The sequence below is a fragment of the Mycobacterium scrofulaceum genome (assembly GCF_002086735.1).
Classification (GTDB): Bacteria; Actinomycetota; Actinomycetes; order Mycobacteriales; family Mycobacteriaceae; genus Mycobacterium; species Mycobacterium scrofulaceum.
In genome coordinates this window covers 1-22,135 of the sequence record NZ_MVIJ01000039.1, presented here as the reverse complement: position 1 = coordinate 22,135, position 22,135 = coordinate 1, and the positions used below count along the sequence as shown (strand labels likewise).

22 protein-coding genes and 1 pseudogene are annotated in these 22,135 nt (G+C 67.6%); 9 read left to right on the top strand and 14 right to left on the bottom strand.

What is annotated here, in order from left to right; genetic code table 11:
* Positions 1 to 254 precede the first annotated feature (254 nt).
* The gene (locus BST44_RS21435; RefSeq protein WP_083179106.1) at positions 255 to 968 is read left to right on the top strand and encodes a serine hydrolase; all 714 of its coding nucleotides are present in this window, start codon (positions 255 to 257) and stop codon (positions 966 to 968) included.
* On the opposite strand, the gene BST44_RS21430 is transcribed toward BST44_RS21435, so the two are convergent.
* Genes BST44_RS21430 through BST44_RS21415 form a run of 4 tightly spaced genes read right to left on the bottom strand, consistent with a single transcriptional unit; the run spans position 954 to position 5,754 of the window.
* Complete coding sequence (locus tag BST44_RS21430; protein WP_083179105.1) at positions 954 to 2,504, bottom strand: acetolactate synthase large subunit; 1,551 nt, start codon at positions 2,502 to 2,504, stop codon at positions 954 to 956. The two genes, BST44_RS21435 and BST44_RS21430, sit on opposite strands and share 15 nt — an antisense overlap.
* Positions 2,501 to 3,325 carry an amidohydrolase family protein gene (locus BST44_RS21425; protein WP_083179104.1) on the bottom strand — a complete coding sequence of 275 codons (825 nt, stop codon included), beginning with the start codon at positions 3,323 to 3,325 and terminating at the stop codon, positions 2,501 to 2,503. Before BST44_RS21425 ends, BST44_RS21430 begins: the two co-directional genes overlap by 4 nt.
* A gap of 24 nt (positions 3,326 to 3,349) precedes the next feature.
* The gene (locus BST44_RS21420; protein WP_083179103.1) at positions 3,350 to 4,117 is read right to left on the bottom strand and encodes a fructosamine kinase family protein; all 768 of its coding nucleotides are present in this window, start codon (positions 4,115 to 4,117) and stop codon (positions 3,350 to 3,352) included.
* Positions 4,114 to 5,754: an acyl-CoA synthetase gene (locus BST44_RS21415; RefSeq protein WP_083179102.1), complete on the bottom strand. Its 1,641-nt coding sequence runs from the start codon at positions 5,752 to 5,754 to the stop codon at positions 4,114 to 4,116. Before BST44_RS21415 ends, BST44_RS21420 begins: the two co-directional genes overlap by 4 nt.
* 64 nt (positions 5,755 to 5,818) lie before the next feature.
* Here BST44_RS21415 and BST44_RS21410 point away from each other — a divergent pair, with 64 nt between their 5' ends.
* Both BST44_RS21410 and BST44_RS21405 read left to right on the top strand, forming a co-directional pair.
* Positions 5,819 to 6,640, top strand: a complete 822-nt coding sequence (locus BST44_RS21410) for a crotonase/enoyl-CoA hydratase family protein (protein WP_083179134.1) — start codon at positions 5,819 to 5,821, stop codon at positions 6,638 to 6,640.
* Positions 6,641 to 6,745: 105 nt separating this feature from the next.
* Positions 6,746 to 7,587, top strand: a pseudogene (locus BST44_RS21405) (type IV toxin-antitoxin system AbiEi family antitoxin).
* 63 nt (positions 7,588 to 7,650) lie between these two features.
* On the opposite strand, the gene BST44_RS21400 reads toward BST44_RS21405, so the two are convergent.
* Genes BST44_RS21400 through BST44_RS21390 form a run of 3 tightly spaced genes read right to left on the bottom strand, consistent with a single transcriptional unit; the run spans position 7,651 to position 10,641 of the window.
* A complete protein-coding gene (locus tag BST44_RS21400; RefSeq protein WP_439330745.1) occupies positions 7,651 to 8,844 on the bottom strand; it encodes a cytochrome P450 in 1,194 nt (397 codons plus the stop codon).
* Positions 8,841 to 9,557 carry an acetoacetate decarboxylase family protein gene (locus tag BST44_RS21395; protein WP_083179100.1) on the bottom strand — a complete coding sequence of 239 codons (717 nt, stop codon included), beginning with the start codon at positions 9,555 to 9,557 and terminating at the stop codon, positions 8,841 to 8,843. The genes BST44_RS21400 and BST44_RS21395 overlap by 4 nt, the downstream gene beginning before the upstream one ends.
* 43 nt (positions 9,558 to 9,600) lie before the next feature.
* A complete protein-coding gene (locus BST44_RS21390; protein WP_083179099.1) occupies positions 9,601 to 10,641 on the bottom strand; it encodes an LLM class F420-dependent oxidoreductase in 1,041 nt (346 codons plus the stop codon).
* Positions 10,642 to 10,706: 65 nt separating this feature from the next.
* Here BST44_RS21390 and BST44_RS21385 point away from each other — a divergent pair, with 65 nt between their 5' ends.
* The 4 genes from BST44_RS21385 to BST44_RS21370 are packed head-to-tail and all read left to right on the top strand — an operon-like array spanning position 10,707 to position 14,388.
* Positions 10,707 to 11,702 (top strand): Zn-ribbon domain-containing OB-fold protein, encoded by a 996-nt coding sequence (locus BST44_RS21385; RefSeq protein WP_083179098.1) that lies wholly within the window; start codon positions 10,707 to 10,709, stop codon positions 11,700 to 11,702.
* A gap of 16 nt (positions 11,703 to 11,718) precedes the next feature.
* A complete protein-coding gene (locus BST44_RS21380; protein WP_083179097.1) occupies positions 11,719 to 12,783 on the top strand; it encodes a thiolase family protein in 1,065 nt (354 codons plus the stop codon).
* Positions 12,783 to 13,988 (top strand): thiolase family protein, encoded by a 1,206-nt coding sequence (locus BST44_RS21375; protein ID WP_083179096.1) that lies wholly within the window; start codon positions 12,783 to 12,785, stop codon positions 13,986 to 13,988. Before BST44_RS21380 ends, BST44_RS21375 begins: the two co-directional genes overlap by 1 nt.
* On the top strand, positions 13,981 to 14,388 hold the full coding sequence (locus tag BST44_RS21370) for a nuclear transport factor 2 family protein (protein WP_083179095.1): 408 nt from the start codon (positions 13,981 to 13,983) through the stop codon (positions 14,386 to 14,388). The genes BST44_RS21375 and BST44_RS21370 overlap by 8 nt, the downstream gene beginning before the upstream one ends.
* Here BST44_RS21370 and BST44_RS21365 read toward each other — a convergent pair.
* Positions 14,385 to 14,909, bottom strand: coding sequence for a gamma carbonic anhydrase family protein (locus BST44_RS21365; protein ID WP_083179094.1), 525 nt, complete (start codon positions 14,907 to 14,909; stop codon positions 14,385 to 14,387). The two genes, BST44_RS21370 and BST44_RS21365, sit on opposite strands and share 4 nt — an antisense overlap.
* A 126-nt stretch (positions 14,910 to 15,035) precedes the next feature.
* On the opposite strand from BST44_RS21365, the gene BST44_RS21360 reads away from it, so the two are divergent.
* Positions 15,036 to 16,196 (top strand): 3-ketosteroid-9-alpha-monooxygenase, oxygenase component, encoded by a 1,161-nt coding sequence (locus tag BST44_RS21360; RefSeq protein ID WP_083179093.1) that lies wholly within the window; start codon positions 15,036 to 15,038, stop codon positions 16,194 to 16,196.
* A 5-nt stretch (positions 16,197 to 16,201) separates the two neighbouring features.
* The gene (locus BST44_RS21355) at positions 16,202 to 16,657 is read left to right on the top strand and encodes a hypothetical protein (protein ID WP_083179092.1); all 456 of its coding nucleotides are present in this window, start codon (positions 16,202 to 16,204) and stop codon (positions 16,655 to 16,657) included.
* 1 nt (position 16,658) lies between these two features.
* Here the strand turns inward: BST44_RS21355 and BST44_RS21350 are convergent, their stop codons facing one another.
* From BST44_RS21350 to BST44_RS21325, 6 genes are all read right to left on the bottom strand, one after another.
* Positions 16,659 to 17,804 carry a sulfotransferase family protein gene (locus BST44_RS21350; RefSeq protein ID WP_083179091.1) on the bottom strand — a complete coding sequence of 382 codons (1,146 nt, stop codon included), beginning with the start codon at positions 17,802 to 17,804 and terminating at the stop codon, positions 16,659 to 16,661.
* Entirely contained in the window at positions 17,804 to 18,586 is a 783-nt protein-coding gene (locus BST44_RS21345; RefSeq protein WP_083179090.1) for an SDR family oxidoreductase, read from the bottom strand. The genes BST44_RS21350 and BST44_RS21345 overlap by 1 nt, the downstream gene beginning before the upstream one ends.
* Positions 18,583 to 19,710, bottom strand: coding sequence for a hypothetical protein (locus BST44_RS21340; protein ID WP_083179089.1), 1,128 nt, complete (start codon positions 19,708 to 19,710; stop codon positions 18,583 to 18,585). Before BST44_RS21340 ends, BST44_RS21345 begins: the two co-directional genes overlap by 4 nt.
* 88 nt (positions 19,711 to 19,798) lie before the next feature.
* Positions 19,799 to 20,101, bottom strand: coding sequence for an amidohydrolase family protein (locus tag BST44_RS21335; protein ID WP_083179088.1), 303 nt, complete (start codon positions 20,099 to 20,101; stop codon positions 19,799 to 19,801).
* Between the two features lie 53 nt (positions 20,102 to 20,154).
* A complete protein-coding gene (dmpG, locus tag BST44_RS21330; RefSeq protein ID WP_083179087.1) occupies positions 20,155 to 21,213 on the bottom strand; it encodes a 4-hydroxy-2-oxovalerate aldolase in 1,059 nt (352 codons plus the stop codon).
* Positions 21,210 to 22,127, bottom strand: coding sequence for an acetaldehyde dehydrogenase (acetylating) (locus tag BST44_RS21325; protein ID WP_083179133.1), 918 nt, complete (start codon positions 22,125 to 22,127; stop codon positions 21,210 to 21,212). The genes dmpG and BST44_RS21325 overlap by 4 nt, the downstream gene beginning before the upstream one ends.
* Between the last annotated feature and the right edge of the window lie 8 nt (positions 22,128 to 22,135).

Sequence of the window (22,135 nt, the reverse complement as noted above, 5' to 3'; positions counted from 1 at the left end):
CGCGCCGCGGCGGATCCCGTGCCCCCGCCGCCTCCCCTGCGGCGGCCACTGCCTGTGGTGTGGGCACCGCAGACACCGGAACCCGATCCGTGGGAACCTCCCCCGCCGGAGGCGCCGCCGCTGCCACCGTTGCCGCCGGGCTAGCGGCGCGTCGCCGGCCACATCGCACCGCGTGTCGAGGCGTTCGGAGATAATGCGACATTGCACCCGGGCGCCGGGATCGAAGGAGACGCGATGGTTGGTCCGATCGACGCATGACTTCCCGACCCCTGGAGACCGCGCTCGAGGCGAGCTTCGACCAATTGTCGGCCGCCGTCCCGGCGGACGTCGGCATCGCGATCGCACGGCCGGATCGCACCTACTCCCTGGGCCGATGGTGGTCGGGTGTCGCGTGGTCGACGATCAAGGTGCCGTTGGCGATCGCCGCGCTGCGCAGCGACTGGCTGCACGCCAAGGACCTGGCCGTCAAGGCCATCACCGAATCCGACAACCGCGCGTCGGAGCAATTGTGGTCTCACCTGGGCGATCCCGGGGAGGCGGCACGGCGGGTGCAGGGCGTTATCGCCGAGGGCGGTGACACCGCCACGGTGGTCGAATCGCGCCGGCTTCGGCGTGGCTATACCGCGTTCGGCCAGACGCAGTGGACGCTGCAGCGGCAGGCCCGGTTCGCGGCCGAGTTGCCGTCTATCCCCGACTCGGCCGACGTGATCGACCTGATGAAGCGGCTCACCAGCGGCCATCGCTGGGGGCTGGCCGCCAAAGGCTTTGCCGCGAAGGGCGGTTGGGGGCCCGGGATGCATGGGGACTACCTGGTGCGGCAGTTCGGGATCGTGCCCACCGCGTCCGGGCAGTGGGGCGTGGCTCTGGCGGCCAGGGTGCACGACGGCGTGTTGGAGACCGGCGTCGACGTCCTGAACACGATGTCGGAGTGGGTCCTCGCCCGGCTCCCCGGGCTAGCCCGTTATTGACGGCACCACGGCGTCGATCAGGTGCGGCCCGGGTTCGCTCAGGGCCTGACGCAGCGCATCGGCGAGGTCCTCGGCGGTGACGACGCGGCGGGCCGGCACCCCCATACCCTCGCTGATTCTCACGAAATCCATTGTGGGCCTGGATAAGTCGAGTAGTTCCAGCGCCTTGGGACCGGGTGCCGATCCGGCGCCCACTCGGGCCAATTCGATCCGCAGGATGTCGTAGGCGCTGTTGTCGTAGATCACGGTGGTCACGTTCAGGTTTTCCCGCGCCTGGGTCCACAACCCCGAGATCGTGTACATCGCCGACCCATCGGATTCCAGGCAGAGCACCGGGCGGTCGGGCGCGGCCACCGCGGCGCCCACGGCGGCCGGGATGCCGTAGCCGATCGCGCCGCCGGTCAGCGTCAGCCAGTCGTGGGCCGGTGCGCCCGCCGTGGCCTGCGCGAGCAGCACCCCTGAGGTGTTGGATTCGTCCACAACGATCGCCCCCTCCGGGAGCAGCGCACCGATCACGTCGGCCGCCGTCGCGGACGTGAGGGCGCCCGCCGGCAGCCCCGGCCGCGCCGCGGCCGCGACGGGCGCGACGGTCCCGGGCGCCACCTCATCGGCCACCGCGGCCAGCGCCTCGGCGGCGCCGCCGTGCCCGGCGAGCAGATGCACCTCACAGCCGGCCGGGACGAGGTCGCTGGGTATGCCCGGGTAGGCGAAGAAGGACACCGGCGACTTCGCGCCCGCCAGCACCAGATGCTTGGCCCCGTCCAGCTGCGCGGTCGCGGCCTCGGCGAAATAGGCCAGCCGGTCGACGGCGGGAACGCCGGCGCCGCGCTCCAGCCGGGTCGGGAAGGTCTCGCACAACAGCCTGGCCCCGGTCGCCTGGGCGATCCGGGCGGCCGCGGCGAGCCCGGGACCGCGGGTGGCGTCACCGCCGATCATCAGCACGGTCGGTTCGCCCGAGCGCAGTACTTCGATCACCTCGAAGGCCAACCGCGGCTCGGCCCCGGGGGGCTCCGCGGGCGTCGTCGTGGCGGCCTGCGCCCCGTCCGACCACGACACGTCGGCCGGCAGGATCAGCGTCGACACCTGCGAGCCCCCTTGGCTCGCGGCGATCGCCTCGGCCGCGTCGGTCCCGACGTCCGCGGTGCGTTCGGTGCGACGCACCCATCCCGAGACGGTGCCGGCAAGGGCGTCGATGTCGGATTCCAGTGGGGCATCGTACTTTTTGTGATAGGTGGCATGGTCGCCGACGACCACCACCATCGGCACCCGGGCGCGCCGGGCGTTGTGCAGGTTCGCCAGGCCGTTGCCCAGGCCGGGACCCAGGTGCAGCAGCACCGCGGCCGGCCGGCCGGCGATGCGGGCGTAGCCGTCGGCTGCGCCGGTGGCGACACCCTCGAACAGGGCCAGGATGCCGCGCATTCGGGGCACCGTATCCAGCGCGGCCACGAAGTGCATCTCCGAGGTGCCCGGGTTGGCGAAACAGACGTCGACGCCACCGTCGACCAGGGTGTTGATCAGGGCCTGGGCACCGTTCACGGGTTTGCCTCCAGTCTGAAGACGCGCTCGGCGTTGCCGTGCAAGAAGTCTCGGCGGCCCTCGTCGGCCAGGGCGAGTTCCGCCAAGCCCGCCAGCGCGTGCGCGTGGGTCATCATCGGGTAATTGCTGCCGAACAAGACTTTGCGTTGCCCCGTACCGGTTTTCATGAACCTGATCAGCTCCGGCGGCAGCCGGTGCAGCGTGTAGGCCGACGTGTCGATGTAGACGTTCTCATGCTTGCGGGCGACGGCGACCATCTCCTCGGTCCACGGATACCCGACGTGGCCGCACACGATCACCAGCTCGGGAAAGTCGAGGGCGACCTGGTCGATGTAGGGGATCGGGCGTCCGGTCTCCGAGGGCCGCAGCGGGCCGGTATGGCCCACTTGTGTGCAAAACGGGACCCCCAGCTCGACGCATTCGGCGAACAGGGGGTAGTAGCGGCGGTCGGTGGGCGGCGCATTCCACAACCACGGCACCACCCGCAGGCCCAGGAATCCGTCTCGCACGCGGCGCCGCAGTTCGCGCACCGCTTTCATCGGACGATCGAGGTCGACGGTGGCGAGTCCGCCAAACCGCTTCGGATGCAGGCTGATCCATCCGGCGACCTCGTCGTTGGAGATCAGGTCCTGGCCGCCGGGCCCCCGCCAGGCGCTGAGCAGGCCGAAGCGGACGTCGGCGTCGTCCATCGTCGCGATGCTCGCCTCGATCGGGACGTCGGCGTCCGGTATGGAGTCGCCGGTCCAGCGGCGCAGGGATGCCAGCATGTCGCTGCGCAGGAACCGCGCAGTCGGGTGTTGCATCCACACGTCGACGGTCATCGAGATCCAACAGTAGACGGGCCGTCAGAGGGCCAGTGCGGCCCGGGCGCAGGCGTGCGTCCGCTGCGCGTGCCCGCCGCCGAACAGCACGACATGAGCCAGCAGCGGAAAAAGTTGATGCAGGCCGATCCGATTGCGCCAGCCGGGCCGCAGCGGCCGCACTCGCTGATATCCCGCGATGACATCGTCGTAGTGCGGGCAGCCGAACAGGGCGAGCATCGCCAGGTCACCTTCGCGGTGGCCGGCGTGCGCGGCCGGGTCGATCAGCACCACCCCGTCAGGTGTCCACATCACGTTGCCGCCCCACAGATCGCCGTGCAGCCGCGCGGGCCGGTCACCGTCGTCGAGGTCGCCGGCGCGGCACCGCGCTGCGACGGAATCGATCGCGTCACGGGTGGCCGCATCGAGGCGGCCCCCCGCAAGGTCGACCATCGGCGCCAACCGCTCCTCGGCGTAAAACTCGCCCCAGCGGTCGTGTTGGCGCAGCGACATCGGCAGCGGCTGCGACAGCGGCCCGAAGAAACCCGGGCCGTCCCACCCGTCGGGCCCGGCGCCGAACGCGGGCGCGCCGGCGTCGTGCGTGACGGCGAGCCTGCGGCCGAAATCGTGCGCCGCCCCGGGCGTCGGGGGGGCCGAATCGAGCCGCCCCAGGGTCAGGCTCGTCGCGTCGACGGAGACGACGTGCGCGCACGGCACTCCCCCGTCGACGCCGGCCAGCCAGCGCAACCCGGCGGCTTCCCACGCGAAGTAGCCGCCGGGGGCGGCCGGGTTGCGCTTGACGAAGTCGCTCAAGCGGTCGCGTGAGCGGCGTGCACGTCGTCGGCGGGCCGCGCCTCGGTCTGCTCCTTGGCCCACCGGTAGTCCGGCTTGCCCGCCGGCGAACGCTTGACCTCGTCCACCAGCCAAAGGCTGCGCGGCACTTTGTATCCCGCGATCTCGGACCGCACGAAGCGGTCCAGTTCGGCCAGCGTCGGCCGGGAACCCGGCCGCGGCTGCACGACGGCCGCCACGTGCTGGCCGTAACGCGGGTCGGGCACACCGACCACCAGAGCGTCGAAGACGTCGGCGTGGCCCTTGAGCGCCGCCTCGACCTCCTCGGGGTAGATCTTCTCCCCGCCGCTGTTGATCGACACCGATCCGCGGCCCAGCATCGTGACGGTGCCGTCCTCCTCGACGATCGCCCAGTCGCCCGGGATCGCGTAGCGGACACCGTTGATGGTCTTGAACGTCTCGGCGGTCTTCTTCTCGTCCTTGTAATAACCGACCGGGATGTTGCCCTTCTTGGCGATGAAGCCGCGCACCCCGGAGCCGGGCTCGACCTCGTTGCCCTCTTCGTCGAGCACGACGGTGCGGTGGTCGATGGTCACGCGCGGGCCGCCCGCGTGCGGCGCGTCCTTCGCGACGATGCTGGTGCCACCGAATCCGGTCTCCGAGGATCCGATCGAGTCGGTGATGACCCGGTTCGGCAGCAGCTCGAGGAGCCTTTCCTTGATGCTCGGCGAGAACAGCGCCGCGGTGCTGGCGAGCAGGAACAGCGACGACAGGTCGTAGTCGTGGTCCGTGTCGAGCGCGTCGAGCAGCGGCCGCGCCATCGCGTCCCCGGTGAAGAACAGCAGGTTCACCTTGTGCTCGTGGATGGTGCGCCACACGTCTTCGGCATTGAATTCCGGTGCGAGCACCGTGGTTTGGCCGGAGAAGATCGACATCCAGGTGGCCGACTGGGTCGCGCCGTGGATCATCGGCGGAATCGGGTAGCGGACCATCGGCGGGTTGGCGGCGGCGGCCTTGGCCAGGTCGTACTCGTCCTCGACGAATTGGCCTGTCGCGAAATCGGTTCCGCCGAAGAGCACCCGGTAGATGTCCTCGTGGCGCCACATCACGCCTTTGGGGAAGCCCGTCGTGCCACCCGTATACAGCAGGTAGATGTCGTCCTCGCTGCGGTCGCCGAAGTCGCGTTCGGGTGAGCCCTGCGCGATCGCCGAGTAGAACTCGACCCCGCCGTAGCGCTGGTAGTCGTTGTCCGAACCGTCCTCGATGACCAGGATCGTCTTGACGTTGGGGGTGTCCGGCAACACGTTGGCCACCCGGTCGGAGTACTGGCGCTCGTGGACCAGCGCGACCATGTCGGAGTTGTCGAACAGGTAGCGCAGCTCGCCCTCGACGTAGCGGTAGTTGACGTTGACCAGGATGGCGCCCGCCTTCACGATGCCGAGCATCGCGATGACGATCTCGATGCGGTTTCGGCAGTACAGCCCGACCTTGTCGTCCTTCTTCACCCCCTGGTCGATCAGGTAATGGGCCAGGCGGTTGGCCTTCTCCTCCAGTTGGGCGTAGGTGAGCTTCTCGTCGCCGCAGATCAGGGCGACACGGTCCGGCACAGCGTCGATGGCGTGCTCTGCGAGATCGGCAATATTCAGGGCCACGGCCACCAAATTAGAACGTGTTACATTTCTTGACAAGCTCATGCCCCTCGTCGACGGAAAGGCGGTAGCCGTGGCTCAGGCTCCAGCAAACGAACAGGCGGGCCCCGCCGAAAAAGACGCCCTCGTCGAACAGCGCGGTCACACCCTGATCGTCACGTTGAACCGGCCGCACGCCCGCAACGCCCTGAGCACCGAAATGATGGAAATCATGGTGCAGGCCTGGGACCGCGTCGACAACGATCCCGACATCCGCTGCTGCATCCTGACCGGGGCCGGTGGCTACTTCTGCGCGGGCATGGACCTCAAGGCGGCGACCAAGAAGCCGCCGGGTGAGTCGTTCAAGGACGGCAGCTACGACCCGTCGCGAATCGACGCGTTGCTCAAAGGCCGCAGGCTCACCAAACCCCTCATCGCGGCCGTCGAAGGGCCCGCGATCGCCGGGGGCACCGAAATCCTGCAGGGCACCGACATCCGCGTCGCCGGCGAGAGCGCCAAGTTCGGGATCTCGGAGGCGAAGTGGAGCCTGTACCCGATGGGCGGGTCGGCCGTGCGCCTGGTGCGGCAGATCCCCTACACGGTCGCCTGCGACCTGCTGCTGACCGGCCGGCACATCACCGCCGCCGAGGCCAAGGAGATGGGCCTGGTCGGGCATGTGGTGCCGGACGGACAGGCGCTGTCCAAGGCGCTCGAGATCGCAGAGGTGATCGCTAATAACGGACCTTTAGCCGTGCAGGCGATCCTGCGGGCGATCCGCGAGACCGAGGGCATGCACGAGAACGAGGCCTTCAAGATCGACACCCAGATCGGGATCAAGGTGTTCCTGTCCGAGGACGCCAAGGAAGGGCCGCGCGCGTTCGCCGAGAAGCGCAAGCCCAACTTCCAGAACAAGTAACGCCTCCTTTGCGCCGAGCGTGAAGCTGTTGCGAATTTCCGACCGGATTTTCGCAATGGCTTCACGATGGGCGACCCGTCGGTGCCCCTCGGCATACTCCGCGGGATGGGAAAGCCATTTCTTGGCAGCGAGGCCGTCGCGTCCGGGCTGGTGACGCCGTACGCCTTGCGCACCGGCAGGTTCGTGGCGATCCACCGCGACGTCTACGTGCCCCGCGATGCCGAGATCACCGCCGTGGTGCGTGCCGAGGCGGCGTGGTTGTGGTCACGCCGACGCGGGGTCATCGCCGGCCGTTCGGCCGCGGCGCTACACGGCGCCAAATGGGTCGACGGGCAGGCACCCGCCGACTCATCCACCAGAATCGCCACGCGCCAACAGATGTCCGCACTTGGGCTGATCGCATCGAAGACGACGAATGCACGACGATCCAGGGAATGTCGGTGACGACCCCGGCGCGCACGGCATTCGACCTAGCCTGTCGCAATCCGGTCGGGAAGGCCGTCGCTGCGCTCGATGCCCTGGCTCGGGCAACCCGCCTGAAGGTCGCCGATGCCGAATTGATTGCGGAACGCCACAAAGGCCACCGGAACATCCGGCGGGCCAGGCGCGCGCTCGAGCTCGTCGATGCCGGTGCGCAGTCACCCCGGGAAACGTGGCTGCGACTAACGGTCATCGGGGCCGGATACCCTCCGCCGCAGACCCAGATCCCCGTCTACGGCGAACATGGCGAGCTTGTCGCGGTAGTCGACTTGGGGTGGGAAGACGTCAGAATCGCCCTCGAGTACGAAGGGGATCACCATCGGCTGGATCGCAGGCAATTCCGCAGGGATATCGCTCGCTTCGAAGCGCTGCAGGACCTGGGCTGGATGACCATTCGGGTCACGTCGGAAGACACGCAGGGCGGCGTCCTGGCGCGGCTGGCCGACGCATGGCGTCGCCGAGCGTGAAACTGTCGCGAGTTTTGCGCCGTTTTCTCGCAACAGGTGCACGCTCGGTGACGAGCCGCGCCGTCAGCCCAGCGGCGCGCTCGGCGTGAACGCCACCGGCATCTTCTCCAGCCCGGACACGAAGTTGGCCGGCCGCAGCGGCAGCTCGGCGTCCGAAGCCAGCCGCATGTCCGGCAGGCGTTGCAGCAGCCGCGTCTGCATGATGGACAGCTCCAGCCGGGCCAGCTGGTTGCCGAGGCAGAAGTGCGTTCCGAACCCGAAGGCGAGGTGGTTGTTCGGGTAGCGCTCGATGTCGAAGCTTTCCGGGTCGTCGAAGACCTTCTCGTCGAAGTTCGCCGACTCGAACAGCAGGATCATCTTCTCGCCCTGGCGCAGCTGGGCGCCGTGGAAGTCGGTGTCGGCGGTGATGGTGCGCGCCATGTTCTTCACCGGCGCCGTCCAGCGCAGCATCTCTTCGATCGCGTTGGGCAGCAGGCTCAGGTCGGCCGCCAGGCGCCGGTGCTGATCGGGATGCAGCAGCAACTGCCGCGTCCCGCCCGACAGCGTGTGGCGCGTGGTCTCGTCGCCGCCGATCAACAGCAGCAGGACCTCGGTGACGATCTGGTGGTCCTCGAGCCGGGAGCCCTCGACCTCCGCGTGCACCAGCACGCTGACCAGGTCGTCGGTGGGTTCGGACTTGCGGGCCTCGATCATCCCCATCATGTATTGGCTGTAGGCCGCGAAGGCGTCCATGGTGACCTGGACGTCCGCTTCGGCCGCGGTGCTACTCAGCGCCCCGACCAGGTCGTCGGACCACTTGAGGAACATGGTGCGCTCCTCCGGGCGCACGCCGAGCATGTCACCGATGACGGCCATCGGCAGGGGCGCCGCCAGGTCCCAGACGAAGTCGCACTCGCCGCGTTCGCACACCGCGTCGATCAGCGTGTCGCACAGCGAAACGATCTTGGATTCCAGGTCTTTCACGCGCTTGCGGGTGAAGCCGGAGTTGACGAGCTTGCGCCGCAACAGATGTTGCGGATCGTCCATCTCGATCATCATCTCGACCCCCGGCTGGTCGGGGCGGATGCCGCCGGCGTTGGAGAACAACTCCGGGTTGCGTTCGGCCTCGATCACCGCCTGATAGGTCGACGCGGCGGCTAATCCGTTGCGGTCCCGAAAGACCGGCTCGTTCTCGCGCATCCACTTGTAGACGGGCCGAGAGTCACCGGCGTAGAAAGTCCCGTCGGTGAGGTCGACGTCGGGTTTCGTCATGGTCATGAGATCTCCTGGGCATCACCGAACGACATTTGCACGTGATCAACACTGCTGGACACCAGGGCACGCTTTGGGAGGCCCAGCGACGCAAGCTCTTTGGAGTACGGATGGTCGCCGAGTCGAATGCGCACTCCGCCGAACCGGGTGCGCACGCCGTCCAGGGTGTGTTCGAAGGCGGTTTCGCGCGTGACTCCGTCGCGGTGCGAGTAGGTGCGTTGCGATTGCCGGCGCGGCGTCAGCCGGAACGGCAGGCCGCGGCGAAATTCCATGCCGATCACGGGTTGGCCCTCGATGCTGAGCTCGAACCCGAACTCGCGGCCTTCGGCAACGGTGAAGTCGCCCATCACCTTCGGGTAGCCCCAGATCTTGGTTCCGGCTTCCAGGGTGAACGCCTGGTCGACGGGAAGGTGGTGAATGAAGGCGCCGGCCGACTGCAGGGCGCGCGGTCCGCTGGCCCGCGAACCGGGCGGGTTGACCATCACGCTGGTGCCGAACTCGTGATACTGGCCGAGGTCGCCGTCGATGTAGTGCATCAGCATCAGCACCACCATGGCGCGCCCGGGCAGGTAGCGGCAGACCTGCAAACCGCTGTAGTCGATCATCTGCTGCGCGGCGTCGGCGTCGACCGAGAACATCGCCATGTGCTGATTTGCCTTGCGGATCTTCACGGGCATCGTCAGTACCGTGCCCGCGATGGTGTGCTGCGAGGCTGTCATCGGGTCAATCTAGAACGTGTTCTATTCGTAGGGCAATACCGGGTCAGATGAGCGTGGCGAGCTCCCTGATCTGCGCCTCGTTACGCCCGTTGACCACCATCATGGTGACGCCCGCCGCCTCCCATACCTTGACCTGCTCACGGACGTAGTTGATGTCGCCGACGATCGCGGCGTCGTCGACGACCTCGTCCGGGATGATCGACGCGGCCTTATCCTTCTGGTTGCTGCGGAACAGCTTGGTCACGTCGTCGACCACCTCGGCGTAGCCCATCCGGCGGTACACGTCGGCGTGGAAATTGGTGTCCTCGGCGCCCATGCCGCCCATGTAGAGGGCCAGGTAGGGCTTCATCGCCGCGAACGCGGCGGGGCGGTCGTCGGTGATGACGATGTTCGCGGTCGCGCAGATCTCGAAGTCCTCGCGGCTGCGCCGCGCGCCGGGCCGCGCGAATCCCTCGTCGAGCCATTCGTTGTAGGTATCCGCCATCCGCGGCGTGTAGAAGATGGGCAGCCAGCCGTCGCAGATTTCGGCGGCCAGCGCCACGTTCTTCGGGCCCTCGGCGCCCAGCATGATCGGGATGTCGGGACGCAGCGGGTGGGTGATGGGCTTGAGCGGCTTGCCCAGGCCCGTGATCGGACCCCCGGCCCCCTCCTTTAATGGCAGCGGATAGTGCGGGCCGTCGCTGGTGACCGGCTTCTCCCGCGCCCACACCTGCCGCATGATGTCGATGTATTCACGGGTGCGGGCCAGCGGCTTGGGGAACGGCCGGCCGTACCAGCCCTCGACCACCTGCGGACCGGAGACGCCGAGCCCGAGAATGTGCCGACCCCCCGACAGGTGGTCGAGCGTCAGCGCCGCCATCGCGGTTGCCGTCGGGGTGCGCGCGGACAGCTGGATCACAGAGGTGCCCAGCCGCAGCCGGTGCGTCGACGATCCCAGCCAGGCCAGCGGCGTGTAGGCGTCCGACCCCCACGCCTCGGCGGTGAACACGGCGTCGAATCCGGTTCCCTCGGCGGCGGCGACGAGCTCCGCGTGGTTCTCCGGCGGCTGAGCGCCCCAATACCCGAGTTGCAACCCCAGCTTCATAGTCACTGACCCTTCCGGCCGACCCGATGTTGAAACCGTTCTTAGAACCTGTTCTACTCGATGGCGTGACAGCCAGCTCGAGCAGCCCGACCTTGACGGATCACCCTGAGCCACCGCTCTCCGCGCCACTGACGTTGTCTTTCGACTACACCCGTTCGGTCGGCCCCACGCTAAGCAAGTTCTTCACCGCATTGCGTGCGCGCCACATCCTGGGTGTGCGCGGATCGGATGGCCGCGTGCACGTACCGCCGGCGGAATACGACCCGGTCACCTACGAGCCGCTGGGCGAGATGGTGCCGGTCTCCAGCGTCGGCACCGTCGTCTCGTGGACGTGGCAGCCCGAGCCGCTGGAGGGCCAACCGCTGGACCGCCCGTTCGCCTGGGCGCTGATCAAGCTCGACGGTGCGGACACCACGCTGATGCACGCCGTAGACGCCGGCGAACCGAGTGCCATCAAGAGCGGCGCCCGGGTGCACGTGCACTGGGCCGACGAGCCGGTCGGCGCGATCACCGACATCGCCTACTTCGAGCTCGGCGAGGACGCCGAACCCGTGTCCGAACAGGCGGCCGGAGAACAGGATCCGGTGACCATGGTCGTCACGCCGATCTCGCTGACGATCCAGCACACCGCATCCCACGAGGAGAGCGCTTACCTGCGCGCCATCGCACAGGGCAAACTGCTGGGGGCGCGCACCGGCAAGAATGGCAAGGTCTACTTCCCGCCGCACGGCGCGGACCCGGCCACCGGCCAGCCCACCACCGAGTTCGTCGAGCTGCCCGACAAGGGCACGGTCACGACGTTCGCGATCATCAACATCCCGTTCCAGGGCCAGCGCATCAAGCCGCCCTATGTGGCGGCCTACGTGCTGCTCGACGGGGCCGACATCCCCTTCCTGCACCTGGTCGCCGACATCGACGCCCACGACGTGCGGATGGGGATGCGCGTGGAGGCGGTGTGGAAACCCCGCGAGGAGTGGGGCTTTGGCATCGACAACATCGAGTACTTCCGGCCGACGGGGGAACCCGACGCCGACTACGACACCTACAAGCACCACCTGTAAAGGGCTTACTTACCACATGAGCGCTCGCAACGTTGCGGTCGTCGGCTTCGCCCACGCCCCACACGTACGCCGCACCGACGGCACCACCAACGGCGTCGAGATGTTGATGCCCTGCTTCGCCGAGCTCTACGAGGATCTCGGCATCACCAAGGCCGACATCGGCTTCTGGTGCTCGGGGTCATCCGATTACCTTGCCGGACGGGCCTTCTCGTTCATCTCGGCGATAGACTCGATCGGCGCCGTCCCGCCGATCAACGAATCGCACGTCGAGATGGACGCGGCATGGGCCCTCTACGAGGCCTACATCAAGCTGCTGACCGGCGAGGTCGACACCGCGCTGGTGTACGGCTTCGGCAAGTCCTCGGCCGGGATCCTGCGTCAGATCCTGTCGCGGCAGACCGACCCCTACACCGTCGCGCCGCTGTGGCCGGATTCGGTCTCGATGGCCGGGCTGCAGGCCCGCATCGGGCTCGACACCGGCAAGTGGACCGAAGAGCAGATGGCGCGGGTCGCGTTCGACTCCTTCGCCAATGCCCGCCGGGTGGATTCCGTGGAGCCGTCGATCAGCGTCGCGGAGTTGCTCGAAAGGCCGTTCTTCGCCGAGCCGCTGCGGCGTCACGACATCGCGCCCATCACCGACGGCGCGGCCGCCATCGTGCTCGCGGCCGACGACCGGGCGCGCGAGCTGCGCGAAAACCCCGCCTGGATCACCGGGATCGAGCACCGCATCGAAACCCCGTCGCTGGGCGCGCGTGACCTCATCGAATCCGTGTCGACCAAGGCGGCGGCCCACGCGGCCACCGGGGGCAGCACCCACAACCTCGACGTGGCCGAGATCTGCGCGCCCTTCACCCATCAGCATCTGATCATCGAGGAAGCGATCCGGATACCTGGGCCGACCAAAGTCAATCCGTCCGGCGGCGCGCTGGCCGCCAACCCGATGTTCGTCGCCGGCCTCGAGCGCATCGGGTTTGCGGCGCAACACATCTGGAGTGGGTCGGCCGAGCGGGTGCTCGCGCATGCCACCAGCGGGCCCGCGTTGCAACAGAACCTGGTCGCGGTCATGGAAGGAAAGAACTGATGGCCGGTGCAGGACCGAACCTCGCCGCGGTACTCGGTACCGGACAGACGAAGTACGTCGCGAAGCGACAAGATGTCTCGATGAACGGCCTGGTGCGCGAGGCGATCGACCGCGCGCTGGCCGACTCCGGTTCCACCTTCGACGACATCGACGCCGTCGTCGTCGGCAAGGCGCCCGATTTCTTCGAGGGCGTCATGATGCCGGAGCTGTTCATGGCCGACGCCGTGGGAGCGACCGGCAAGCCGCTGATCCGGGTGCACACCGCCGGCTCGGTCGGCGGGTCGACCGGGGTGGTGGCCGCCAGCCTCGTGCAGTCCGGCAAGTACCGGCGGGTGCTGGCGATGGCCTGGGAGAAGCAGTCGGAGTCGAACGCCATGTGGGCGCTGTCGATTCCGATTCCCTTCATCAAGCCGGTGGGCGCCGGCGCGGGCGGCTATTTCGCCCCGCACGTGCGGTCCTACATCCGCCGCTCCGGGGCACCGCTGAACATCGGCGCCATGGTCGCCGTCAAGGACCGGCTCAACGGGGCCCGCAATCCGTTGGCGCACCTGCACCAACCCGACATCACCGTCGAGAAGGTGATGGAGTCGCCGATGCTCTGGGACCCGATCCGCTACGACGAGACCTGCCCGTCGTCCGACGGTGCCGCGGCCGTGGTGATCGGCAACGAGGAGGCCGCCGACGCACGCCTGGCGCAGGGACACCCGGTGGCGTGGATCCACGCGACCGCGCTGCGCACCGAGCCGCTGCAATTCTCGGGCCGCGACCAGGTCAGCCCGCAGGCCGGGCGCGACGCGGCCGCCGCGCTGTGGAAGGCGGCAGGCATCACCAGCCCGATCGACGAGATCGACGCCGCGGAGATCTACGTGCCGTTCTCCTGGTTCGAGCCGATGTGGTTGGAAAACCTCGGCTTTGCGCCCGAGGGCGAGGGCTGGAAACTCACCGAAGCCGGGGAGACGGCGATCGGCGGGCGGCTGCCGGTCAATCCGTCGGGCGGCGTGCTGTCGTCGAACCCGATCGGCGCCTCGGGCCTGATCCGGTTCGCCGAGGCGGCCATTCAGGTGATGGGCAAGGGCGGGGATCACCAGGTGCCCAACGCACGAAAGGCGTTGGGGCACGCCTACGGCGGCGGCTCGCAGTACTACTCCATGTGGGTGGTCGGCGCGGACAAGCCCACGCCCGAAAAAGTCGGCGGCGATGGCTGAACACCCCGCGCACGAGGCCGGCCGGCGCTCCCGCGAGGCCGTGACGGCCCGGGACAAGGAGGCGTGGCTGGCGGTGTTCGCCGACGACGCCATCGTGGAAGACCCGATCGGCCCGTCGCCGTTCGACCCGCAGGGCATGGGCCACCGGGGCCGCGACGCGATATCGGCCTTCTGGGACAAGGCCATCGCCCCCACCACGAAAATCGAGTTCGTCTTCCGCGACACCTACCAGTGCGGCAACGAGGAAGCCAACGTCGGACACATCCTCATCACCCATGGTGACTACCAGGTGACCGCGGAAGGCGTGTTCACGTACCGGGCCAACGACGAGGGTCAGATGACCGCCCTGCGCGCGTACTGGGAGATGGACCGCGCGGCCGCGACGGCCCGCAAGGTCTAGAGCGGCTCGAGGCCCGCCAAGTGCCGCTGCGCCAGTTCGCGGTAGGCCTGCGGATTCACCTTGATCCACATCTCCGCGCCCGTTCCCGCGACCGGGCCCTTGATCTGCGCCGGCGCGCCGACCGCCAGCATCCCGGCCGGGATCTGGGTGCCCGCCGTCACCAGCGAGTGGGCCGCGATCAGGCTGCGCGCGCCGATCACCGCGCCGTCGAGAACCGTGGCGTGGTTGGCGATCAGGGCCTCGGAACCGACGTGCACCCCGTGAATGCAGCACATGTGCGCCACGGTGGCGCCCGGGCCGATGTCGACCGGGATCCCGGGCGGCGCGTGCAGCACGGACCCGTCCTGCACGTTCGCACCCTCCCGCACCACGATGGGCCCATAATCGCCGCGCAACACGGTGTTGAACCACACCGAGGCACCGGCCTCGACGACGACGTCGCCGATCAGGGTGGCGGTCGGGGCTACAAACGCGGTCGGATCGACCCGCGGCGCACGACCCTCGAAAGCGAACAGCGGCATCGTCTAGATATACCCCGAGCGCGCAGCCGCCGCGCGTATCCGCAGCCAGACGCGCCGTCATTGCGCGCCCCCGCCGCAAAACTGTAACGTGTTCTAGTTAGAGGGCCAGTGAGTTGGAGGTGACAGGTGAGTACCGACACCAAGGCGGTCGGCATCCGGGAGATCGATCCCGGCGCATTGCCGACGAGGTACGCCCGCGGCTGGCATTGCCTGGGCGTCGCGAAGGATTTCCAGGACGGTAAGCCGCACTCGATCGAGGCGTTCGGCACCAAGCTGGTGGTCTTCGCCGACTCCCACGGCGACATCAAGGTGCTGGACGGCTACTGCCGGCACATGGGTGGTGACCTGTCGGAGGGCACCATCAAGGGTGACGAGGTGGCCTGCCCGTTCCACGACTGGCGCTGGGGCGGTGATGGCCGCTGCAAGCTGGTGCCGTACGCCAAGCGCACGCCCAAGACGGCGCGCACCCGCTCGTGGGCGACCGATGTGCGCGGGGGCCTGCTGTTCGTCTGGCACGACCACGAGCAGAATCCGCCCGACCCCGCGGTCCGGATTCCCGACATCCCGGAAGCCGCCAGCGACGAGTGGACCGAATGGCGGTGGAATCGCATCCTCATCGAGGGGTCGAACTGCCGCGACATCATCGACAACGTCACCGACATGGCGCACTTCTTCTACATCCATTTCGGCTTGCCGACGTACTTCAAGAACGTCTTCGAGGGCCACATCGCGTCGCAATACCTGCACAACGTGGGCCGGCCGGACGTCAACGACCTGGGCACCTCCTACGGCGAGGCGCACCTGGACTCGGAGGCGTCCTACTTCGGGCCGTCGTTCATGATCAACTGGCTGCACAACAGCTACGGCGGCTACAAGGCCGAGTCGATCCTGATCAACTGCCACTACCCGGTGACCCAGAACTCGTTCGTGCTGCAGTGGGGCGTCATCGTCGAGAAGCCCAAGGGCATGGACGAAAAGATGACCGAGAAGCTGTCGCGGGTGTTCACCGAGGGCGTCAGCAAGGGCTTCCTGCAGGACGTCGAAATCTGGAAGCACAAGACCCGCATCGACAACCCACTGCTGGTCGAGGAGGACGGCGCCGTGTACCAGCTGCGCCGCTGGTACCAACAGTTCTACGTCGACGTCGCCGACATCCAGCCGGAGATGGTGGAGCGCTTCGAGATCGAGGTCGACACCACCCGCGCCAACGAGTACTGGAACGCCGAGGTCGAGGAGAACCTGAAGGCGGCCAAGGATTCGGAAGAAGTCCCCGCGGAGCAACACTGACCGACATGCCCGACGATCAGCCGGCAGTTCCTGACGTCGATCGGCTCGCTCGATCGATGCTGTTGCTGCACGGCGACCACCACGACCACGACGAGCGACCCTCGAGTTCGGATAGCAACGGCGGATCATGGTCGAAGTCAAGGGATTTCAGTAACGACCCGCAACGCGCCGCCGCCGTGGCCGAGGCCAGCCGCGCCGACCGCGAACGCTACCTCAGCTCGGGGCTGCTGCCGGTGGACTGCCGTTTCTGCCACGTCACGGTCACCGTGCGGCGGCTCGGTCCCGGCCACACCGCGGTGCAATGGAACACCGAGGCGTGGCAGCGCTGCGCGCACTTCACCGAGGTGCGCAACTCCGGTGGCGACACCGCGCGCACCCGGTCGTGCCCCAAGTTGACGGACAGCATCGAGCATGCGGTCGCGGAGGGTTATCTGGGCGAGCCGGCGCCCCAGGACGACTGATCTACAGCCCGGCGAAGCGCTCCTTGACCTCTTCGGCGGTGAGCCCGTAGTCGGCCAGCGAGTACTTGTGCTTCGGGGCGCGGGCGCCGGTCTGGCTCTCGGCGTGGCTGTCCTCCATGGCCTTTCGCGCCTCGTCGGTCAGGTCCATGCCGAAGCGGCGGTACACACCGGCGACCGTCCCGAGCGGATCGGCGATCAGGTCGTGATAGTCGACGTCGCAGAACTGGGCGGGGTCGTACTTGGCGCGTGCGGTGTTGAACAGTCGCAGCCCCCGCGACCAGGTCTCCATGGCGTCAGCACCGATCTGGGCGCCGGAGAAGGTCGTCGACCAACCCTCGGCGGTGTGCTGGGCCAGCGAGCACATCGACGCCAGGATGGTTTCCACCGGCCGGTGGGTCTGGATCACCAACGCGTCTGGATACGTCGCCATCAACGCGTCCAGGGCAAACAGGTGACTGGGATTCTTGAGCACCCACCGCTTGTCGGCGTCGTTCAAGCCGATCAGCTGGAGGTTGCGGCGGTGCCGCCGATACGACGGTGTCCAGTCCTGCCGCGACAACCACTGCGAATAGGTGGGCAGGTGCGAAAGCGTCTCGTAGGACACCGAATGCAACGACTGCCGCAGCAGCTGCCAGCACTCCTCCAGCTCGTAGGCGGCCATGAAGTGCAGGCCGGTGTACTCAGGATTCTCGGCGTGCGCCTTCTCGAACTGCGCGTTCAGCTGGCTGTACCACGGATTGGAATCCCAGGTGTCCCGCGGCGGGCGCGGCTGCGGAAACTCCGCGAGCCACAGGTGCAGGCCCTGGTGCACCGGGTCCGCGCCCAGCAGGCGATGCAGAATCGTGGTGCCGGTGCGCGGCAGGCCGGTGACGAAAATCGGCCGCTCGATGCTCACGTCGGCGTGCTGCGGGTATTGCTTCCAGGCGGACTCCGAGAACAGCCTGGCCACCAGCGCACCGCGCAGAAAGAACCGATTCATCTTGCTGCCGAACTCAGTGAGTCCCGCGTCGCGCTGGTAGGACTCCAACAAGACCCCGAGGGCTTCGCGATAGTTGTCGTCATCGACGCCGAAATCGTCGAGGCCGACCAGCTTGGTGGCCGACGCGTGCAGGTCCTCGACGGTGCCGACGTCAGTGCGCGCTGCCATCAGGTGTGGTACTCCCCGCAGTTGACGTCGAGGGTCTGCCCGGTGATGCCGCTGGACAGATCACTGGCCAGGAACAGGATCGCCGAAGCCACCTCGTCCTCGGTGGGCAGCCGCTTCAGGTCGGAGTTCGCGGCGGTGGCCGCGTAGATCTGGTCCGCCGTGGTGCCGTACTTGCCGGCCTGGTGATTGAAGTAACCCTGCAGCGTCTCGCCCCAGATATAGCCGGGTGCAACCGAATTCACGCGGATTCCCTGCTCGCCGAGCTCGGTGGCCAGCGAATGCGACATCGCCAGCAGCGCCGACTTGGCCATCTTGTAGGCACCGTACTTGGCCTGCGAGTGCCGCAGCACCATGGAATTGACGTTGACGATCGAGCCCTTCGACTCGGCAAGCGCATCGGTGAAGCCCTGGATCAGACGCAGCGCACCCAGCGCACTGAGCTCGATCGCGTCGCGGATGTGCTGGAAGCTGGTGCCGGAGAACGGTTTCAGCGACGGCACCCGGAACGCGTTGTTGACGAGCACATCGACCTTGCCGTAGGCCTCCAGCGTGGCGGCCACCAGGTTGCTGACCTGGTCGTCGTCGGTGATGTCGGCGCGCACCGTCGTCGCCCGGCCTCCGATCTCGGCAATCTGCTTGGCGACGTCGTCCAGGCGTTCCTGGGTGCGGGCCGCCAGCACCAGGTCGGCGCCTTCCCTTGCGCATCGGTGCGCCAGCGTCGTGCCCAGGCCCGGGCCTACGCCGCTGATCACCACTACCTTGCCGTCGAGCAACTTCGTCATCCCAGCATCCTTGCTTGAATCTGTTGGTGGCGCAGTGCGATTCGCGCGCGCCAGTCGTCCTCGGAGATCTTGTTGTGGTCGAAATATGGCAGCGCGCCCGGCACCTGGTCAATGTCGACCACCTCGACCGCCGGACCGTCGGCCTCGGTGAGCTCCCGCGACACCCGCTGCCAACGGAACTGCAGAAAGCCGCGCCGATGGCCCAGCGTCTCAACCCAGTTGGTCACCCCCGGGTTCTGGTCGGCGACGACGATGCGCACCATGCCGTCCGGATCCGCTTGCGCCTGAGTGTTGTTCAGCGACGTCTGGTGGTTGATGTAGTCCAGCGAGATGTACCACAGGCTGCCCAGTTGAAAGCCGAGGTAGGGCGCGTCGGAGACCGGGATGGTGATCACCAGTGCCTGATCGGGGCGCAGGTCGTAGTGGCCGACCGACGAGTACTGGGTCGCCAGGCCGCCCGGCGTCAACCGGGGCGCGACCATCGTGTTGACCGGAAGATCGAGATAAAACCACTGCGGAAACTGCAGCCAGGTCTTCACCCGGTTGACGAGTTGCTTCCCGGCTGTGGCGTAGCGCCTTTCGATGGTGTCGCGTGTCAACGGCGGCGGGGCGGTGCCGGCGGTGTCGAGCCGGGAGATTGCCAGCGTGCCGCGCTGCGCGGACCAGTCGCCGTAGACCTCGCGGATGACGAGCTGCCCGTTGCTGGTGGGCCGCACCCGCCACTCGAAGCTGCCGTCGGCGGCGATCTCGAGTTCGCGGTCGTCGAAGGCGGCCTGGCTGGCCGGCACGTTGTCGTCGGTGTATTCGCCGCCGAGCAGCTGAAAGCTCAGGTCGGTGGTGGTTCCGCGGCGGCCGGTGACCACGTAGTCGTGGTCGGCGTGCACCCGGGTACCGAAGTAGAGCGTGTCGGGATTGTCCAGGCCCATCTTGGTGAACGGGCCGGTTCCCGACTGCAGGAACGGGTGGTCACGGTCGTAGTCAACCGCCAGGTGGATACAGGCCGAAATGCAGCCGGCCAGGTACTGCAGCCCTTCGAGCAGGTCGGCTTCGGTCTCGATGAAGGGCGCGTCGGCGACGAGCTTCTCGGCTTCGGCGATCGCGTGGGTGAGAGGATCAGTGAACACGCATAGACGCTAGAACGTGTTCTACTTTTTCGTCAATGGCGAACGTTCCCGCGCGTCGGGTACAACGTTCGAGGACGAGGCCGGCTCGCTAGGGCGGGCAGGAGTGGGACAGGTCGATGAGGTGCTGGCGTACGTCGGGATGCCGGTTCAGGTAGTCGATCACGTTGGGACCGCCACCCTCCGCCTCGGACCTGGCCTGCAGCTGCGCATGGAGGTCCGGATGCCTCTGCAGGTACGAGTTGATGGATGCACCCACGTCCTGATTGCACTGGGGAGCGGCGTTGGCCGTTGGCAGCGCGATCATCGTCGCGGCGATGGCGGTGAGTAGTCCCCCGGCGAGCAGGCCGTACCGTCCCCGGCGAGGACCGACTGTCTTGTCTGTCGTGCTCATGCGCGCCAGGCTACTCGCGGTTCCTTTGCGCCGCCTGTGCGTGCGGAGGCGGGCTACTTGGCGACCGCCGAACCGCTCTCTTGCTCGCGTTTGATTTCGAGGGCGATGTCGATGAGTTGGTCTTCTTGGCCGCCGATGAGTTTGCGTTGGCCGGCGCGGTGTAGGAGTTGGTGGGCGGGGACGCCGTAGCGTTCGGATTGGCGGATGGCGTGTTTGAGGAAGCTGGAGTAGACCCCGGAGTAGCCCATGATCAGGGCGTTGCGGTCGAGTAGGCATTCGGTGGGCATGGTGGGGGCGACGACTTCTTCGGCGGCGTCGGCGATGTCGAAGAAGTCGATGCCGGTTTTGACGCCGATCTTGTCGAACACCCCGATCAGGGCCTCGACGGGGGCGTTGCCGGCTCCGGCGCCGAAGCGGCGGCACGAGCCGTCGATTTGTTTGGCGCCCGCGCGCACGGCCTCCACGCTGTTGGCCACCCCCAGGCCGAGGTTCTCATGGCCGTGGAAGCCGACCTGGGCGTCCTCGCCGAGCTCGGCGACCAGCGCGGCCACCCGGTCGCGGACCCCTTCGAGGACCAGCGCGCCCGCGGAGTCGACCACGTAGACGCATTGGCAGCCCGCGTCGGCCATGATGCGGGCCTGTTGTGCGAGCTTGTCCGGGGAGATGGTGTGGCTCATCATCAAGAACCCGACGGTTTCCAGGCCGAGTTCGCGGGCCAGCCCGAAGTGCTGGATCGACACGTCGGCCTCGGTGCAGTGGGTGGCGATCCGGCAGATCGAGCCGCCGTTGTTCTGGGCGGCCTTGATGTCCTCTTTGGTGCCCACCCCGGGCAGCATCAAAAAGGCGATCTTGGCTTCCTTGGCGGTCTGGGCGGCCAGCGTGATCAGCTCCTGCTCGGGGGTTTTGGAGAAGCCGTAGTTAAAGCTCGACCCGCCCAGCCCGTCACCGTGGGTGACCTCGATGACCGGCACCCCCGCGGCGTCCAGGGCGGCCACGATCGCAGCCACCTCGTCTGTGGTGAACTGGTGGCGTTTGTGGTGAGAGCCGTCGCGCAGCGAGGTGTCGGTCAGCCGCACATCCCAGATCGGGTTGAAGAAAATGTCGGTGGTCATGATTGCGCTCCTTGGGCCGCCGCCAGGGATTCCTTGGCGATCTCCTCGCCGACCTTGGTCGCCGCGGCGGTCATGATGTCCAGGTTGCCCGCGTAGGGGGGCAGGTAATCACCGGCGCCCTCGACCTCGACGAAGGTGGTCACCACCGCCTGCCCGCCGGAGTGCAGCGACGGCTCGTCGAACTGCGGCTCGTTGAGCAGCCGATACCCGGGCACGTAGGTCTGCACCTCGGCCACCACGTCGTGGATGGACTTGGCGATCGCGTCGCGGTCGGCGTCTTCGGGGATCGCGCAGAAGATGGTGTCGCGCATGATCATCGGCGGGTCGGCGGGGTTGAGGATGATGATCGCCTTGCCGCGCTTGGCCCCGCCGATGGTTTCCACGCCCTTGCTGGTGGTCTTGGTGAACTCATCAATGTTGGCCCGGGTGCCCGGACCCGCCGACACCGAGGCCACCGACGCCACGATCTCGGCATAGGGCACCTCGACCACCCGACTCACCGCGTAGACGATCGGGATGGTCGCCTGCCCCCCGCAGGTGATCATGTTGACGTTCGGGGCATCCAGGTGCTGCCGGAGGTTGGCCGGCGGGATCACCGCCGGACCCACCGCCGCCGGCGTCAAATCGATCGCCCGAATCCCCGCCGCCGCATACTTCGGCGCGGCGTCGCGATGCACATAGGCGCTGGTCGCCTCAAACACCAGATCGGGCCTCTCCGACTGGGCCAACAACCAATCCACCCCCTCATGGGTGGTCTGCAACCCCAACTTGCGGGCCCGCGCCAAACCCTCACTGTCGGGGTCGATCCCCACCATCCACCGCGGCTCCAACCAGTCGGACCGCAACAACTTGTACAGCAGGTCAGTACTGATATTGCCCGACCCGACAATGGCCACACTCGCCTTAGCCGGCATGACGCTCC